Source organism: Neomelitea salexigens DSM 19753, from assembly GCF_000422345.1.
GTDB classification, from domain to species: Bacteria; Pseudomonadota; Gammaproteobacteria; order Pseudomonadales; family Spongiibacteraceae; genus Spongiibacter; species Spongiibacter marinus_A.
In genome coordinates this window covers 41,506-57,680 of sequence record NZ_AULP01000004.1, presented here as the reverse complement: position 1 = coordinate 57,680, position 16,175 = coordinate 41,506, and the positions used below count along the sequence as shown (strand labels likewise).

The 16,175-nt window shown below is 53.8% G+C and carries 15 protein-coding genes; 9 read left to right on the top strand and 6 right to left on the bottom strand.

The annotated features are described in order from the left end of the window. Positions 1–13 precede the first annotated feature (13 nt). The 3 genes from H573_RS0107825 (at position 14) to H573_RS0107815 (ending at position 2,411) form a co-directional block, all read left to right on the top strand. Positions 14–763 (top strand): electron transfer flavoprotein subunit beta/FixA family protein, encoded by a 750-nt coding sequence (locus tag H573_RS0107825; protein WP_027873781.1) that lies wholly within the window; start codon positions 14–16, stop codon positions 761–763. Further along, on the top strand, positions 763–1,692 hold the full coding sequence (locus H573_RS0107820; protein ID WP_027873780.1) for an electron transfer flavoprotein subunit alpha/FixB family protein: 930 nt from the start codon (positions 763–765) through the stop codon (positions 1,690–1,692). Before H573_RS0107825 ends, H573_RS0107820 begins: the two co-directional genes overlap by 1 nt. Before the next feature lie 149 nt (positions 1,693–1,841). After that, the gene (locus tag H573_RS0107815; RefSeq protein WP_027873779.1) at positions 1,842–2,411 is read left to right on the top strand and encodes a YceI family protein; all 570 of its coding nucleotides are present in this window, start codon (positions 1,842–1,844) and stop codon (positions 2,409–2,411) included. Positions 2,412–2,416: 5 nt separating this feature from the next. Here H573_RS0107815 and H573_RS0107810 read toward each other — a convergent pair whose 3' ends face one another. The 4 genes from H573_RS0107810 to metH form a co-directional block, all read right to left on the bottom strand. After that, complete coding sequence (locus H573_RS0107810; protein ID WP_027873778.1) at positions 2,417–3,583, bottom strand: cation:proton antiporter domain-containing protein; 1,167 nt, start codon at positions 3,581–3,583, stop codon at positions 2,417–2,419. 110 nt (positions 3,584–3,693) lie between these two features. Continuing rightward, entirely contained in the window at positions 3,694–4,182 is a 489-nt protein-coding gene (locus H573_RS0107805) for a DUF934 domain-containing protein (RefSeq protein ID WP_027873777.1), read from the bottom strand. After that, entirely contained in the window at positions 4,175–5,818 is a 1,644-nt protein-coding gene (locus tag H573_RS0107800) for a nitrite/sulfite reductase (RefSeq protein WP_027873776.1), read from the bottom strand. The genes H573_RS0107805 and H573_RS0107800 overlap by 8 nt, the downstream gene beginning before the upstream one ends. 437 nt (positions 5,819–6,255) lie before the next feature. Next, positions 6,256–9,951 (bottom strand): methionine synthase, encoded by a 3,696-nt coding sequence (gene metH / locus H573_RS0107790; protein WP_027873775.1) that lies wholly within the window; start codon positions 9,949–9,951, stop codon positions 6,256–6,258. Positions 9,952–10,113: 162 nt separating this feature from the next. Between metH and nfuA the strand changes: the two genes are divergently transcribed. From nfuA to H573_RS0107770, 4 genes are read left to right on the top strand one after another with little or no spacing between them, the layout of a single operon-like run. Then, a complete protein-coding gene (gene nfuA / locus H573_RS0107785; protein ID WP_027873774.1) occupies positions 10,114–10,716 on the top strand; it encodes a Fe-S biogenesis protein NfuA in 603 nt (200 codons plus the stop codon). A gap of 50 nt (positions 10,717–10,766) precedes the next feature. Beyond that, positions 10,767–11,177, top strand: coding sequence for an acyl-CoA thioesterase (locus H573_RS17495; protein WP_051171117.1), 411 nt, complete (start codon positions 10,767–10,769; stop codon positions 11,175–11,177). Beyond that, complete coding sequence (locus H573_RS0107775) at positions 11,177–11,629, top strand: YchJ family protein (RefSeq protein WP_027873773.1); 453 nt, start codon at positions 11,177–11,179, stop codon at positions 11,627–11,629. Before H573_RS17495 ends, H573_RS0107775 begins: the two co-directional genes overlap by 1 nt. Positions 11,630–11,632: 3 nt before the next feature. Next, a complete protein-coding gene (locus tag H573_RS0107770; RefSeq protein ID WP_027873772.1) occupies positions 11,633–12,373 on the top strand; it encodes an endonuclease/exonuclease/phosphatase family protein in 741 nt (246 codons plus the stop codon). A 137-nt stretch (positions 12,374–12,510) separates the two neighbouring features. Here H573_RS0107770 and H573_RS0107765 read toward each other — a convergent pair whose 3' ends face one another. After that, positions 12,511–13,587, bottom strand: a complete 1,077-nt coding sequence (locus H573_RS0107765) for a 3-deoxy-7-phosphoheptulonate synthase (protein ID WP_027873771.1) — start codon at positions 13,585–13,587, stop codon at positions 12,511–12,513. A 137-nt stretch (positions 13,588–13,724) separates the two neighbouring features. Here H573_RS0107765 and H573_RS0107760 point away from each other — a divergent pair, with 137 nt between their 5' ends. Beyond that, positions 13,725–13,985, top strand: coding sequence for a hypothetical protein (locus tag H573_RS0107760; protein ID WP_027873770.1), 261 nt, complete (start codon positions 13,725–13,727; stop codon positions 13,983–13,985). Further along, positions 13,986–15,284: a methyltransferase domain-containing protein gene (locus tag H573_RS17490; protein WP_051171116.1), complete on the top strand. Its 1,299-nt coding sequence runs from the start codon at positions 13,986–13,988 to the stop codon at positions 15,282–15,284. It begins immediately after the preceding gene. On the opposite strand, the gene H573_RS0107750 is transcribed toward H573_RS17490, so the two are convergent. Then, complete coding sequence (locus tag H573_RS0107750; protein ID WP_027873769.1) at positions 15,281–16,147, bottom strand: TIGR03619 family F420-dependent LLM class oxidoreductase; 867 nt, start codon at positions 16,145–16,147, stop codon at positions 15,281–15,283. The genes H573_RS17490 and H573_RS0107750 overlap by 4 nt on opposite strands. Positions 16,148–16,175: the final 28 nt, after the last annotated feature.

The following is a 16,175-nucleotide window of genomic DNA, read 5'->3' as shown; positions in this document are numbered from 1 at the left end:
TACTGGGGAATCCATGAAGGTTCTTGTTGCTGTCAAACGAGTTGTTGACTACAACGTCAAAGTACGTCCGAAGTCGGACGGTACAGACGTTGATCTGAATAATGTCAAAATGGCGATCAATCCATTCTGTGAAATCGCTGTTGAAGAAGCGGTACGCCTGAAAGAGAAGGGTATTGCTACTGAAATCATTGCTGTCTCAATCGGTCCTAAAGTGGCTCAAGAGCAGATCCGTACTGCGTTGGCCCTGGGCGCTGACCGCGGCATCCTGGTAGAAACTGAAGAAGACGTTCAGCCACTGGGTATTGCTAAAGTACTCAAAGCCGTTGTTGATAAAGAGCAGCCGCAACTCGTGATCATGGGTAAGCAGGCGATCGACGGCGACAACAACCAAACCGGTCAAATGCTGGCGGCACTGACCGGAATGGGTCAGGGTACCTTCGCATCAGAAGTTGCCGTCGACGGCGACAGCGTTGCAGTTACTCGTGAAATTGATGGCGGTCTGCAAACCGTTAAGCTGGCATTGCCCGCAGTCGTAACGACTGATCTGCGCTTGAACGAGCCTCGTTACGCGTCACTGCCTAACATCATGAAGGCGAAGAAGAAGCCTCTCGATACACTGACTCCAGACGAGCTGGGTATTGATGTTACACCACGTGTGAAAACCTTGAAGGTTGAGCCGCCTGCGGAGCGTCAAGCGGGCATCAAGGTTGCGGACGTTGCCGAACTGGTTGAGAAACTGAAGAACGAGGCGAAGGTAATCTAATGAGTATTCTAGTTATTGCAGAACACGATAACGCCTCTATCAATGGGGCAACCCTGAACACAGTTAGCGCAGCGAAAGCTATCGGTGGTGATATCGCTGTACTCGTTGCGGGTGAAGGCTGTGGTGCTGCGGCTGAAGCGGCGGCTAAAATCGACGGCGTTAGCAAGGTACTGGTTGCAGACAACGCTGCCTATGGTCACCAGCTGGCTGAGAATGTGGCACTGTTGATCGCAGAACTGGGCAAAGACTACGGTTACATCTTGGCTCCTGCGACCACTAACGGTAAGAACACGCTTCCTCGTGCTGCCGCGTTGCTGGATGTTGCGCAAATTTCAGAAATCATTTCGGTAGAGAGCGCGGATACCTTCAAGCGTCCCATCTATGCCGGTAACGTTATCGCCACTGTTCAGTCTTCTGACGCGATCAAAGTCATTACTGTTCGTGCAACGGCGTTCGATGCTGCTGCTGCAGAAGGTGGTTCTGCTGCCGTAGAAGCGGTTGCTAGCGCACACGATGCGGGTAAGTCCAGCTTCGAGAAAGAAGAGCTGGCTAAGAGCGATCGTCCAGACCTGACTGCGGCAGACATCGTTGTCTCTGGTGGCCGTGGTATGCAGAACGGCGACAACTTCAGCATGCTGTACTCCCTGGCAGACAAACTTGGTGCAGCAGTTGGTGCATCGCGCGCGGCTGTTGACGCGGGCTTCGTACCTAACGATATGCAAGTAGGTCAGACGGGTAAAATCGTCGCACCGGGGCTGTACATCGCTGTCGGCATTTCTGGTGCTATCCAGCATTTGGCTGGTATGAAGGACTCAAAAGTCATTGTTGCCATCAACAAAGACGAAGATGCTCCTATCTTCCAGGTTGCTGATTACGGTCTGGTTGCAGACCTGTTTGACGCCTTGCCTGAGCTGGAAAGCGCTATCTAATAGCCCTTCAGCTAGTGAGCACAAAAAAACCCGGCTCAGGCCGGGTTTTTTGTGCTCGCAATATGGGGAATTTAGCGTAGAAAATAGAGTCAGATAAAGACAATTGGAAGTCGGGTACTCCGGCGTCTGTTCACGGTGGGAGACAGGTAATGAAAAAAATCGTATTTGGGCTTTGCTTGTATGCCGCAGCGATGGCAACTCAGGCTTTAGAGCTGGTTGGCGGGTCGTCAGTGCTCAATGTGGTGAGCGTAAAAAACAATCGTGTCGCCGAGTTATTTAGCTTTGATCAAGTTACCGGGCAGCTTAATACCACCACCGGCAAAGCGATTATCAATATCGACTTGGCAAGCATTGACTCAGGGATTGATATTCGTGACAAGCGAATCAAAAAGTACCTTTTTGATGTCGATAAGCAGCCATCGGCCACGTTCAATGCCACGATTGATACAGATGCCCTTGCTGCTATTGAGGTATCTTCGCCGCAAGCGATGACCGTTGAGGGCGAATTGATGCTGGGTGGCAAGCGTCAAGCATTGCGTTTTAATACGCTGGTAAGCCGGCTGGAAAATGGTGATATTCGTGTGGTAACTACATCGCCGGCATTTATCGATATCGCCGCTTTGGGCTTGGAGCAGGGCATAGACAAACTGCGACAGCTTGCTGGGCTGAAATCCATTACGCTGGCAGTTCCCGTCACCTTTTCGGTGCTGTTTCAATAAAGCGCTTAGTCCCGGCGTAGCTCATCGCGAATCGCGATGGGCGTCGGGCAGTTAAGCACGACAATATACGATGACACAACAAAACTCAGAATGGCGGTAGCCTGAATAAGATGAGACGCGTTACTGCCAATGACCCCTTGATCAAAAGCCAGGTAGGCGATCAACAGCGAAAATTCGCTGATCTGCCCCAGGCGAAGCCCCAGGTCCCAGCATAGCCGCTTAGACGCTAATGTTCGCCGCAGCAAGAAGCGAAAACTAAGTGGTTTTATCGTGAGTAGTATCGCCGCGAGAAGGAGGGCTGGGGCGGCTATTTCTGTGATCAGCGCCAGATTGAAGCGAGCCCCCAATGAGAAAAAAAACAATATTAAAAAGAAATCTCTTAACGGCTTAAGGCTAATCGCGATGTACTGGGAGATCGGGCTGGTAGCGAGGCTTATGCCGGCGAGAAAGGCGCCCATTTCCGCAGAAAGCCCCATCGCATGGGCCGCTTCGGCAAGCCCTAAGCACCAACCTATCGCCAGTAAAAAAATGTATTCTTGAAAGCGGTCAAAGCGCTGAATAAGTGGAAGTAATAAGTAGCGTACAGCGACCAACGCCAGGGCGCAGAGAAGGGGGAGGGCGACGAGGGTTTTACCGAGGCTGATCGGCGATAACTCCCCTTGGCTAACGCTCGATATTAACAGGAGCACGAGTATCGCGATCATATCTTGCAGCAATAAAATCCCGACCATTAGTTCGCCGTTCTCGCGGTGGTGCAAAACGGTGGTTGGCAGTAATTTAATGCCGATAATGGTGCTGGAAAACATCATCGCGGCCCCGATTACCCACGCCTCGGCCTGAGTAAAGCCAAACGCCACGCCAACACTGTAACCAATGGCCAGGAATATTGTGGAGCTAATTAGCGCCATGCCTGTGGTTTTTCTCAGGCTGTGCAGCAGCGCTTGGGGCTGCATATCCAGGCCTAGCAAGAAAAGCAAAAATACGATGCCAAACTCGGCGATCTCTGCCAACAAGCCTAAATCGGTAACCCAGCCGCCACCGTAGGGACCAATGATTGCGCCCAGTGCAATATAGGCAATGAGTAGCGGTTGACGGCTGATTAAGGCGAGCGAGGCCAGCAAGGCGGCGCCGCTGAAAATAAGAAAAAATGAGAAGGTCAGGCTGGTTTCCACACGCGCTCCCGCTGCTCTACTTGCGCCGTATCACAATGATCCGGCACTACTCAGCATAGCGGAGGGAAAGGGAGGCGTAAAAAAACCCGCATAGCGGGTTTAGTGTGCAATTACGCTTGGCGACGCCGGAACAGCGGGAGTGGCTGATCCACACCAGGCTGATAGCTTTCGCTGAAGTCGTTCAGGCTGGCCAGCGCCGCTTCCAGCTCGTCGCTGGGCAGGGCATAGCTGGAAAACCCGCAGCGCTTCATATAGAACAGCTGGTCGCGAATAAAATCACCGACGGCACGAATTTCGCCTTGATATTGGCGTTGCTCGCGTAGCTCGCGGGCATAACTGAAGCCGCGACCGTCCATAAACTTCGGAAAGTCTACCGCCACAAAGCTGAGCGCTGACAAGTCATCGTCGCTCAGTGATTTAGGTGACTCGTCACTGGCCAGATAAACGGCTATTTCGCCCAAGGCGAGCAGGGCGTCGCGCTGCTGCTGCCAGAGCGCCAGCGGAACAATAACGTGGTCGGTGCTCGGTAAGGTCTCGGCGTCGCGCCAAACTTGCCAGTTGTCGTCAACAACCTGACCATTTTTAATAATCTTAGGCATATACACGCTCCTTAAACGGCGCCAGGCCTATGCGTTCGTAGGTATCGATAAAGCGCTCTTCGGGGTGGCGCTTTTCAAGGTAGCAGTTGAGTATTTTCTCAACGACGTCGGGAATTTCGTCTTGTGCAAAAGAAGGACCAAGGATCTTACCCAGCGATGCATTCAGCCCCTGCTGACCGCCGAGCGACACTTGATAGAACTCCTGACCTTTTTTGTCGACGCCGAGGATACCGATATTACCAATGTGGTGGTGGCCACAAGCATTCATACAGCCAGAGATATTCAGCTCTATGTCGCCCAGGTCGTAGAGGTAGTCCAGATCGTCGAAGCGACGCTGAATGGCTTCTGCAATGGGGATCGACTTGGCGTTGGCCAGCGAGCAGAAATCACCGCCGGGGCAGCAGATGATATCGTTCATCGTGCCTACCGTCGGGCTGGCAAGCTCCAGGCTGACAAGTTTTTGCCATAGAGCAAAAAGCTGGCGCTGCTGAATATCGGGTAGTACTAGGTTCTGTTGATGGGTTGAGCGAATTTCACCAAAGCCAAACTCCTCGGCGAGGTCCGCGACCGCTTCAAACTGTTCTGCAGTGATATCGCCCGGTGCGACGCCGGTGGTTTTCAGCGATAGGGTAGCGATCGCGTAGCCACGTTGCTTATGGGCGTGCACGTTGTGGTTGAGCCAGCGGGCGAAATCGACATTCTCGAGGGCGAGGGCCTGGAGATCTTCATTTTCCAGCGCTTCGTAATCCGGGCGAGTGAAAAATGACTGAGCGCGGGCAATTTCCTCGTCGGGAAGGTCTAGATTGCCATCTTTAATAAAGGCCCATTCTTCTTCCACTTTAGCTTTGAAGGCGTCTGCGCCCATCGCGCGAACCAAAATTTTAATACGCGCTTTAAATTTATTGTCACGGCGGCCCAACTGGTTGTAAACCCGAACGATGGCCTCCAGGTAGCTGAGCAGGTGGCGCGGTGGTAAGGCCTCGTGGATAACACTGCCGATAACCGGCGTACGGCCCAGGCCACCGCCTACAATCACTTTGAACGCGGTATTGCCGCTTTCGTCTTTAACGATCTGCAAGCCGATGTCGTGAACCAATACCGCCGCCCGGTCTTGCTCAGAGCCGCACACTGCAATTTTGAATTTGCGGGGAAGGAAGGCAAATTCAGGGTGAAAAGTGGACCACTGACGAATGATTTCACACCAAGGGCGGGCATCTTCAACTTCATCGGCGGCAACGCCAGAGAACTGGTCTGCGGTGACATTTCGAATGCAGTTACCACTGGTCTGGATGGAGTGCATTTCCACCTCAGCCAGATGTTCCAAAATATCGGGAACTTCTTCCAGTTTTGGCCAATTCAACTGAACATTTTGGCGGGTACTAATGTGTGCATAGCCTTTGTCATACTCGCGGGTAATAAAGGCTAGCTTGCGCAGCTGCTGGCTGTTCAATGTGCCATAGGGCACCGCAATGCGCAGCATCGGAGCAAGGCGCTGAACATACAGGCCATTTTGAAGGCGCAGTGGCAAAAACTGTTCCTCAGTGATTTTGCCAGCCAGGTAGCGCTCGGTTTGATCCCGATACTGAGCGACGCGCTGGCTGATGATCTGCCGATCGTACTGGTCGTATGCGTACATATAACGTGTAATCTCTCGCGTTAAGTGTCATGCGCTCCCGACGTGTGAGGGCAGGGCGCTTAATTATAAATCGGAGCGAATGATAAATTTTAATCGGTTCTGCCACTAACGCTTTTTGCGGATAAGCCTTATGCGTTTGACCGATTACTTCACTCCCTGTCTCAGCAAATAGCAGTCTTTTTCATAATCTTGCTATACTGGCGGTTTTTCCAAGCCGGTTCGCCGGGTGTTAACGTCATTATTCCATTGAGGTTGTCATGTCTGACCAAAACCAAGAAGCCCGTGAAGATAATTTTGCTGACGCCTGCGCGTCTGTAGCGATCCTGACGATTGTTATTGCAACCGTCGTATACTGGCTGTCAGGTATGCCTTCTTAAAGTCATCACCGCCAGCAACAAAAAAGGCTGCCAATTGGCAGCCTTTTTTGTTTGCCGCTGTCAGGGATCGTAGTCCAAAATCGGCGACAGCCAGCGTTCCATTGTTGCCATTTCCATCCCTTTTCGCTTAGCGATATCGGCCACTTGGTCCTTGCCGATGCGTCCCACGGCAAAATAGCGTGACTCCGGGTGGGAGTAGTAGAAACCACTCACGGCGGCCGCAGGGAACATCGCCAAGTGTTCTGTCAAACTAATGCCTGTGTTCTCAGTGGCATTGAGTAGTGTAAACAGTGTTTCTTTTTCTGTGTGGTCGGGGCAAGCCGGGTAGCCGGGAGCAGGGCGTATGCCGCGATAGGCTTCTTTAATCAGTGCGTCGTTGTCCAGGTTTTCCTCTGGGGCGTAAGGCCAGAACTCCTTGCGAACGCGCAGGTGCATGTGTTCGGCAAACGATTCTGCCAAGCGATCAGCCAGCGCTTTCACCATAATGGCGCTGTAATCGTCGTTGGCATCCTCGTAACGTTTCGCTAGCTCTTCAGCGCCAATGCCGGTGGTCACCGCAAAGCCGCCAACGTAGTCTTCGACATCGCTACCCTCGGGGGCAATATAGTCGGCCAGGCTCATTTGCGGTTTATCGTCCGCTTTTTTGGCCTGTTGGCGCAGGTGGTGGAGTAGGGCGATTTCCTCACCCTGCTCGTTAAACACCGCAATATCGTCGCTACCACGACGCTTGGCGGGCCAAAAACCAATTACGGCGTTGGCCTTGATGTGCTTCTCGTTAATTAATTTATCAAGCATCTTCTGCGCGTCATCGTATAGATTTTGCGCAGCCTCGCCGACTTTCTCGTCGCTGAGTATTTTCGGATACTTGCCTGCCAGCCCCCAGGAGATGAAAAATGGCGTCCAGTCTATGGTCTCGCGCAAGGCTTCCAGTGGGTAGTCTTCAAAGACTTTGGTGCCAGTAAAGCTGGGTTTTGGTGGCTGATAGTCACTCCAATCGAAAGGCAGGGCGCGCTCGCAGGCCGCTGAATAGTCCAGCAGTCGGGTTTTCTGGGCATTGCCCGCGCGGCGCGCGCGAATGCGCTCGTATTCATCGCGGCGGTCAGCGACGAACTGTGCCTTCAGGTCCTGGCTAATCAGTTGGGTGGCAACGGCAACGCTGCGCGAAGCATCAGGCACGTAGACGGTGACATCATTTTGATACTTTGGCTCAATTTTTACCGCGGTATGTGCTTTCGACGTTGTGGCGCCGCCGATCATCAGTGGCACTTGGTAATCCAAACGCTGCATCTCACTCGCCACGTGGACCATCTCGTCAAGTGAGGGCGTGATCAGCCCGCTAAGGCCGATAATGTCTACCTCTTCGGCTTTTGCCGTTTCCAAGATCTTATCGGCCGAGACCATGACACCCAGGTCGATGACCTCAAAGTTATTACACTGTAGAACAACGCCAACAATGTTTTTGCCAATGTCGTGAACATCGCCTTTCACCGTCGCCATTAGCACCTTGCCGTTGGCTTTGGCGCCGACCTCTTTCCCAGCTTCAATAAAGGGGTTTAGATAGGCAACGGCCTGTTTCATCACCCGGGCAGATTTTACGACCTGAGGCAGGAACATCTTGCCATCGCCGAATAGATCACCAACGACGTTCATGCCGTCCATCAACGGGCCTTCAATCACGTCGATAGGTTTTGCCGCTTCTTGTCTCGCGGCCTCGGCGTCCTCTTCGATAAACGTGGTGATCCCTTTTACCAGGGAGTGCTCTATGCGCTTGGCGACGGGCCATTCACGCCAGCTAAGGTCTTCCTGCTGGGCCATGCCTTTGCCGTCACCGCGGTATTTCTCGGCGATATCGAGCAGCCGCTCGGTACTGTCGTCGCGGCGATTCAAGATGACGTCTTCTACCGCGTCGCGCAGCTCGTCTGGCAGGTCGTCGTAGATGGCGAGCTGACCCGCGTTAACGATACCCATGTCCATGCCGGCTTTGATCGCATGGTAGAGAAACACCGAGTGAATCGCCTCGCGCACCGGGTTGTTGCCGCGGAACGAAAACGACACATTGGAAACGCCGCCGGAGACCATGGCGCCGGGGAGTTCGGCTTTGATATAGGCGGTGGCGTCAATAAAGTCGACCGCGTAGTTGTTGTGCTCGTCGATGCCGGTGGCAACCGCAAAAATATTGGGGTCGAAAATAATATCTTCAGCGGGGAAGCCGATCTCATCGACCAAAATATCGTAGGAGCGCTTACAGATTTCTGCTTTGCGCTCAAAGGTATCTGCCTGGCCATCTTCGTCAAAGGCCATCACCACCACGGCGGCGCCGAACTTCATGCACTGACGGGCGCGATCGCGAAATTCCTCCTCACCTTCTTTTAGTGAGATCGAATTGACCACGGGTTTTCCCTGAATGCATTTCAGGCCAGCCTCGATAATCTCCCACTTTGAGGAGTCCACCATGATGGGCACGCGCGAGATGTCGGGTTCGGAGGCAATCAAATTGAGGAAGGTCACCATTGCCGACTGGGCGTCGAGCATGCCTTCATCCATATTGATGTCGATGATCTGCGCGCCATTTTCCACCTGCTGGCGAGCAACAGATAGCGCCTCGTCGTAATTGCCTTCTAAAATCAGCCGTTTGAAGATTGCCGAACCCGTTACATTGCAGCGCTCACCGACGTTGACGAACAGACTGTCGGCGGTGATGTTGAACGGCTCCAGGCCAGACAGCCGACATGCGGGCGCTCGTTCGGGCAGCGCACGGGGAGTCACGCCTTCTACGGCACGTGCGATTGCTTCGATATGGGCAGGGGTCGTGCCACAGCAACCACCCACTAAATTCAGGTAGCCGCGCTGTGCAAATTCGCGCAGCTCGCCGTGCATATCATCGGGGGTTTCGTCGTATTCGCCGAATTCATTAGGTAAGCCAGCATTAAAGTGACCGCTAAAATAGCAGTCTGCCGCGTCGGCGAGCTCTTCAACAAAGGGACGAATTTCGCTAAATCGGCGGCCACAGTTGGTGCCAACGATCAGCGGCTTAGCGTGGGCAATACTATTCCAGAACGCCGTTGGGGTTTGGCCGGAAAGGGTGCGTCCGCTGGTGTCGGGAAACGTTACCGATATCATGATCGGTAGCTCGATATTGTGGTCTTCAAAATACTGCAGCACCGCGTATACGGCGGCCTTGGCGTTCAGGCTGTCGAAGATGGTCTCGATTAGCAGCAGATCCGCGCCACCGGTCACCAGACCGCGGGTGGCGGCGTAGTAGTCGCTGACCAGTTTGTCGAAATTGATATTGCGCGCGCCGGGGTCATTTACATCGGGAGAAATAGACGCGGTCCGAGGGGTGGGGCCGATAACACCGGCTACAAACCGGGGTTTATCCGGGTTGCGGGCTGTTTCGGCATCAGCCACTTCTCGGGCAAGCTGGGCGCCTACTACATTGAGCTCTTCGGCAATCTCGCCCAGTTCATAGTCATCCTGCGCGACCATGGTGGAGTTAAAGGTGTTGGTCTCGATGATATCGGCACCAACATCCAAAAACGCCTGATGAATATCGCGAATCAGCTGAGGCTGGGTCAGTGTTAGTAGATCATTATTGCCACGCACGTCCTTGTGGTAGTCGGCAAAGCGTTCGCCTCGGTAAGCAGATTCTTCCAGCTTATACTGTTGAATCATGCTGCCCATGGCCCCATCTATCACCAGTATGCGGTCTTTGATGGCAGCTTTTAGTAGATCGGCGCGGGCAGTAGAGTGAGTCATGTAGGTCCTGATGCTGTTTTACGTGGGGCAAGTAGCCGTTCATAGGCTGTGGCCGGAATGGCCTTCGTGCTAAACTGCGCAATTCTATCAGATTGTCAGCTTGGCATAGAAATTTCATCTCACTGCCGCTTACGATCCGTCCGGAGTCCATACGAGGTACATATGACGACAGAGCAAGCCGAGGTTAAATTAACCATCACTGAGTCCGCGCAGGGCTACCTGGCTGAACTGCTTTCCAAACAAGATGACGTGATCGGTGTTCGTGTGTTCATTACGCAACCGGGCACGCCAAAGGCGGAAACCTGCATTGCTTATTGTCGCGATGACGACGCTAAAGATGACGATATCGTCATTGATTACAGCGGTTTCAAGGCCTATTTCGAGGGTCGCAGCGTGCCATTTTTAGAAGATGCGCTGATCGACTATTCGAAAGATCGCATGGGTGGTCAGCTAACGATCAAGGCGCCCAATGCTCGGTTGCCAAAAGTCAGTGCTGACAGCCCCTTGGAAGATCGCATCAATTACGTGCTGTACAACGAGGTTAACCCTTCACTTGCTGCCCACGGCGGTGAAGTGTCGCTAGTTGAAATTACCGAAGACCATATTGCCATTTTGAAATTTGGCGGCGGTTGCCAGGGTTGCGGTATGGTCGATGTCACCCTCAAAGAGGGGGTTGAGAAAACCTTGGTTGAGCAGGTGCCCGAATTGAATGGCGTGCGGGATATGACTGATCACAGCAACACCGATAACGCCTACTTTAAATAAGTCTGCTTCCTCGCATTCCGCGCCGCGTGGCGGCGCCAGAAGGATTTGCCATGATTTCGCTTCCCTATACGCGCACCTGCATACAGGTGCGCTTTTCCGACTTAGATTTTCTCGGCCACGTGTCCAACAGCGTTTACGCGCAATATTTTGACTTGGCGCGAATCGATTTTTTTCGCGAGCTGGATAAAGTCTCCAAAGCGCCCCACAACGTGGTGGCGAGTGTAAAAATGGATATGCTGCGTGAAATTCGCTTCGACCACGAGGTTGTTGTCGATACCTGGTGCTCACACGTTGGCAACAAAAGCATGACCATCGAACACCATATCTATGCCAATGGCGAATGTGCCACCACCTCAAGCAGTGTGATTGTTGGTTTTGATCGCGAGACACGCAGTGCCATTGCACTGCCAAGTGACTGGCAAGCCACTGATCCCAGTTTAGTTCCTGCAAAACCGGCCTAATGGATACGGCGTGCCCCTGCGGCAGTGATAGCAACTACGCGGATTGCTGTCAGCCCTATCACTCTCATCAGGCCACCGCGAGCACGGCGGAGCAATTGATGCGCTCGCGCTATTGTGCATTCGTGGTGGGCGACAATCGCTACCTTCGCGAGAGCTGGCACCCCGATTTTCGCCCGCAAGACCCCCTTATTAGCGATGACACGCCCTGGCTAGGCCTGCGTATTTTGGCTGCACCAGCCCCACACGCAGACGCGGCGACCGTCGAATTTGTGGCATTTTATAGTCAACAGGGGCGCGTAGCGCAGTTGCATGAGCGCTCTCGGTTTATTCGTATGGACGGCAGGTGGTACTACACCGAAGGTGAACAACTGCCAGCTATCAAGCTTGCGCGCAACGACCGCTGCTGTTGTGGCAGTGGCCGTAAACAGAAACACTGCCATGCGGAATGCTAACTTGTGAAGTCGCTGCGAATACTTTCCTATAACGTGCACAAAGGGTTCAGTGCCCGCAATCGGCGCTATTTGCTCGATGAAATTCGCGAGGGCATTCGCAGTGTAAACGCCGACATTGTCTTTCTACAGGAAGTTGTTGGCGAAAACCGCGACCACGCTAAACGCTGGGAAAATTGGGTGGACGCCGGCCAGTTTGAGTACCTGGCTGACAGCGTGTGGCCGCATTTTGCCTACGGCCGCAATGCGATCTATCAGCACGGTCATCACGGCAATGCCATCCTCAGCAAATATCCCATTGTTAACAGCGACAATGTCGATGTGTCAGTGATGAAGCGCTCCCAGCGCGGCTTACTGTTCGCGCAAATTACTCCCGGTGTGCAGCTTGTTTGTGCGCATATGGGCTTGTTGGCTTGGGAGCGACGCCGCCAATTCAAGCAATTGAAGCATCAGCTTATGGCGCGAGGTAGCGCTGCTGAGGGCTTGATTATCGCCGGTGATTTTAACGACTGGCAGTTGCGTCTGCACAAGCATTTCTATCGTGATCTGGATGTTCGGGAGGCGATGACTGAAATGCAGGGTCGGCCGGCAAAGAGCTTTCCCGCGCCATATCCACTGTTGCCGCTGGATCGCATTTACTACAAGGGCTTAGCATTACGTGAAGCGAAGGTGCTGCGCGGAGAGCCGTGGCGGTCGCTGTCTGATCACTGCGCCCTCTATGCTGAATTTGCTTTACCCAATCGCTAAAAAAAAGCCCCGGATAAACCGGGGCAAAGCCATAGATGGTGTAGAAGCACTTAGCTTTACGCCAAAAATATTCGGGTGGATCAACAAATAATAAAAAAGGCGCCAATTGGCGCATTTTAATCTTTCCGGTGGGGCTTTTAACCGCGCTTGCGGCCGGGGAGCACATCGCGAAGTTTATCGCGCATATCGCGCAGCGCAGCCTCAGTTTCCTCCCAGCCGATGCAGCCATCAGTGACTGATACACCGTATTCGAGCTCAGAAAGGTCAGCCGGAATTTTTTGGTTGCCGGGTTTAAGATTACTTTCGATCATCAAACCGATAATCGAGGTGTTGCCTTCAATGATCTGGTTAGTGACATTCTCCATAACCAGAGGCTGGAGACTCGGTTGCTTGTTGGAGTTTGCGTGGCTGCAATCCACCATAATATTGAGTGGGTATCCTGCTTTATCCAGGGCGGCCTCACACAATTTAATATGGACTGAGTCGTAGTTAGGCCCGGCACTACCGCCGCGCAGTACTACATGGGCGTAACGGTTGCCGCGCGTGTGGATCACAGCCACCTGGCCTTCGCCGTTAATACCGAGAAAACGGTGGGGCTTTACTGCTGAGCCGATAGCATTCATCGCGACGTCTAAGCCGCCGTCGGTGCCGTTCTTAAAGCCGACGGCAGAAGACAGGCCGCTGGCCATTTCGCGGTGAGTCTGCGACTCGGTTGTTCTTGCACCAATCGCCGACCAGGAAATGCAATCCTGCAAGTACTGAGGCGAAATAGGGTCCAGAGCTTCGGTTGATGTCGGCAAGCCCAGCTCGGCAATATCAAGCAGCAATTTGCGGCCGATATGCAGACCTTCTTCAATTTTAAAGGTGTCGTTAAGGTAGGGGTCATTGATTAAACCCTTCCAGCCCACGGTAGTACGCGGTTTTTCAAAATACACGCGCATAACGATCACTAGCGTGTCTTGAAGCTCGTCAGCCAGCGTTTTCAAGCGCTGGGCATAATCCATAGCCAGTTCGACATCGTGAATAGAGCAGGGGCCAACCACAATAAACATGCGGTGGTCTGTGCCGTCCAGGATATTGCGCACGGTTTCGCGACCGGCAGAAACAACGGCTTTGGCGCTGTCGCTCATTGGCAGTGCCGCCTTCAGGCGCGCGGGAGTAATCAGCACTTCCTGTGCTTCGACATTAAGGTTTTCGATGATGGTTTCTGACATGGCTTACCGGATTCTGTCCCGAATCAAAACGTTATAGAGCCTGATATTCTAACTGAAAAGCGTGCCAATAAAATATCAACTGGCGGTGAACAGGGCTAAAATAGCGGCTTTTCGACGAATAATTGCAAGAGAGCCCTATGCCAACCGCATTTCCATTGCTTTTCGTACTTGTGGTGTCATCGCCTTTGGCGGCTGAGACGCCGACGTCACAGCCGCCGATAGAGCGTTGGTCGCCAGCGGTGCGCCCTGCGTCTGAGCCTGCGATCGCACAGTGGCCCTGCGACCGTCTCAGCGAGGTGACCGTTGTGAATGATAAGCAGCAGCGGCAACTGCGCGAGCGGAAAAGGCAGTGCTTGCAACGCTACCAGCAATTTATTCCAGCAACGGGGCTGCGCTAGATGGCGACGATTTTTAAACCTTCGAAGCGTAACGCGCGTGCTAAGCGCGCAACGCCTGCCGATAAGGGCGTGTTTGAATTGCACATTGAGCGCTTGGCCGATGACGGCAGGGGTATCGCCCATCATAACAACAAGGTCGTATTCGTCCTCGGCGCATTGCCTGGCGAGCGTGTGCAAGCGCGCTTGCTCAAGCGTCACAAGCGCTTCGATGAAGCAGAGTGTGTCCAGCTGCTGGCAGCGTCTGGGCATCGCGCCGCACCGCCGTGTTCGCATTACGGGCAGTGCGGGGGGTGTCAGCTCCAGCATTTGGCATACCCCGAGCAAGTAGTACATAAGCGCTCACGGCTATCCGCGATTATTGATGAGGTCGTGGATGTAGAGGTAATTACTGGGCCGCCAGAGGGTTACCGCCACCGGGCGCGCTTGTCGTACCGCGCTGGGCACTTGGGGTTCAAGGCGGCCGCTACCCACCATATTGTCGACACAGTAGCCTGTCCAGTGTTAGAGCCAGCGCTGGATGCGGCAATTACTGCCGTTCGCGAGACCCTGATGCGCGCGCTAAAACAAAGCCACGAAGCCGAATTGCTTTTTAGCCTGGGTGAGGGCGGTAGAGTCGGCTTGGTTGTTGAGGACAGTCGCCGCAGAAGCAGTCAATGGAGCGAATCTTTAGCGAGCGCCTTATTGCCAACGGTGCAGCTGTATCGAGTGCGTAGTTCGGGCGGGGTGTGGCTAAATGAATGCGAGCCGCTGCGATACAGCAGATCGACTTCCCATGCATTGCACTTTACGCCGACTGACTTCACCCAAGCTAACCGCGAGCTGAATACGCAGCTGGTCGAGCGCAGTGTAGCGTGGCTGGGCGCGCAGGCCGGGGAATTGGTGATCGATTATTTCTGCGGGCTGGGCAATTTCAGCTTCTCCCTTGCCCAGTCGGGCGCCTCGGTGCTCGCGGTCGATGCCGGTGAGGATATGCTGGCGCAGGCGCGGCAGCGTGCTCAGGCGCAGGCATTAACAATGGAGTTTGCCTGCGCTGACCTGTTTGACTCGACGCAGATCCCGCTTCGCCAGGCCAGCGCGGCCTTGTTGGACCCTCCAAGGGCTGGCGCTAAGGCTGTGTGCGAAGCCATTGCTGGCTCACTATCGATGCGCAGGGTGGTGTATGTGTCGTGTGACCCCGCGACCTTGGCCCGCGATCTCGCAATTTTGTGTGAGTCGGGCTTCGAGATCAAAAAAGCGGCGATGGTCGATATGTTTCCCCATACCCACCATATGGAGTCGCTGATTTTGCTGGAGCGCTAGGCCATTTTTGCAATAATGTCCTGCGCATAGCGCAGCACGCCGTCACGTTTTTTCTCCGGGTCGTCGGTATTGCCATGATAGAACGGCCAGGGTTGAGTCAGGATATGGGTAATACCATTGTCTTCGAGTTTACGGTAAGCATCGGGCGTAAAGGCGTCTGACGGGGTCGCCATCACTGAGAACTGCTCGGGGTCGAATCCCTGCTCTTCACGGTAGCGGCGAATCAGTTTGACGGAGTCGATGATGTCGTCGCTGGTTTGTAAATCGCTCACCCAACCGTCGTGGCGGGCGGCGCGACGCATGGCCGCCTTACTGATACCGCCCACCCAGATCGGCGGCAGCTCACTGGGCGCCGGGTTCATTTCCAAGCGGGGAAATTGGTAGAACTGTCCCTCGTAACTCACCATCTCGCCACTCCAGAGCAGCGGCAATATTTCCAGCATCTCATCGGCGCGTTTTCCGCGAGTATGGAAGTCCTGTTGCAACAGCCCAAACTCATCCTTAGACCAGCCGACACCGATCGCCGGTATAACGCGATTTTCCGAAACGATAGCCGCGGTGCTAATCGCCTTAGCAACCAGAAACGGGTTGCGCATCGGCAGCACAAAAATATTGTTGGTGAATTTAAGATTTTTGGTCACCGCCGCCAGAGCGGCAATCATCACCCAGGGATCTGGCCAGTCGGTGAAAGGCTGCCAGCGACGCTCGCCATCTTCTGTGTAGGGGTAGTCGTGACTCAATGTTTCGGGATTGACCACATGGTCGGAAAACGACATGGCCTCCCAACCGCTTTCGTCAGCGGCGATGGCGAGTTCACGGAGTTCTTTCAGGGGGCAAAAAGAGGAGGAGAGAACGAATTTCACAGTGGGTTCCTGCCGTATTTGATTATTA

Bases quoted from the DNA above. Each gene is read 5' to 3' on its own strand.
- H573_RS0107825 (WP_027873781.1), top strand. From the start codon at position 14: ATGAAGGTTCTTGTTGCTGTCAAACGAGTTGTTGACTACAACGTCAAA.
- H573_RS0107820 (WP_027873780.1), top strand. From the start codon at position 763: ATGAGTATTCTAGTTATTGCAGAACACGATAACGCCTCTATCAATGGG.
- H573_RS0107815 (WP_027873779.1), top strand. From the start codon at position 1,842: ATGAAAAAAATCGTATTTGGGCTTTGCTTGTATGCCGCAGCGATGGCA.
- H573_RS0107805 (WP_027873777.1), bottom strand. From the start codon at position 4,182: ATGCCTAAGATTATTAAAAATGGTCAGGTTGTTGACGACAACTGGCAA.
- H573_RS0107800 (WP_027873776.1), bottom strand. From the start codon at position 5,818: ATGTACGCATACGACCAGTACGATCGGCAGATCATCAGCCAGCGCGTC.
- metH (WP_027873775.1), bottom strand. From the start codon at position 9,951: ATGACTCACTCTACTGCCCGCGCCGATCTACTAAAAGCTGCCATCAAA.
- nfuA (WP_027873774.1), top strand. From the start codon at position 10,114: ATGACGACAGAGCAAGCCGAGGTTAAATTAACCATCACTGAGTCCGCG.
- H573_RS17495 (WP_051171117.1), top strand. From the start codon at position 10,767: ATGATTTCGCTTCCCTATACGCGCACCTGCATACAGGTGCGCTTTTCC.
- H573_RS0107775 (WP_027873773.1), top strand. From the start codon at position 11,177: ATGGATACGGCGTGCCCCTGCGGCAGTGATAGCAACTACGCGGATTGC.
- H573_RS0107765 (WP_027873771.1), bottom strand. From the start codon at position 13,587: ATGTCAGAAACCATCATCGAAAACCTTAATGTCGAAGCACAGGAAGTG.
- H573_RS0107760 (WP_027873770.1), top strand. From the start codon at position 13,725: ATGCCAACCGCATTTCCATTGCTTTTCGTACTTGTGGTGTCATCGCCT.
- H573_RS17490 (WP_051171116.1), top strand. From the start codon at position 13,986: ATGGCGACGATTTTTAAACCTTCGAAGCGTAACGCGCGTGCTAAGCGC.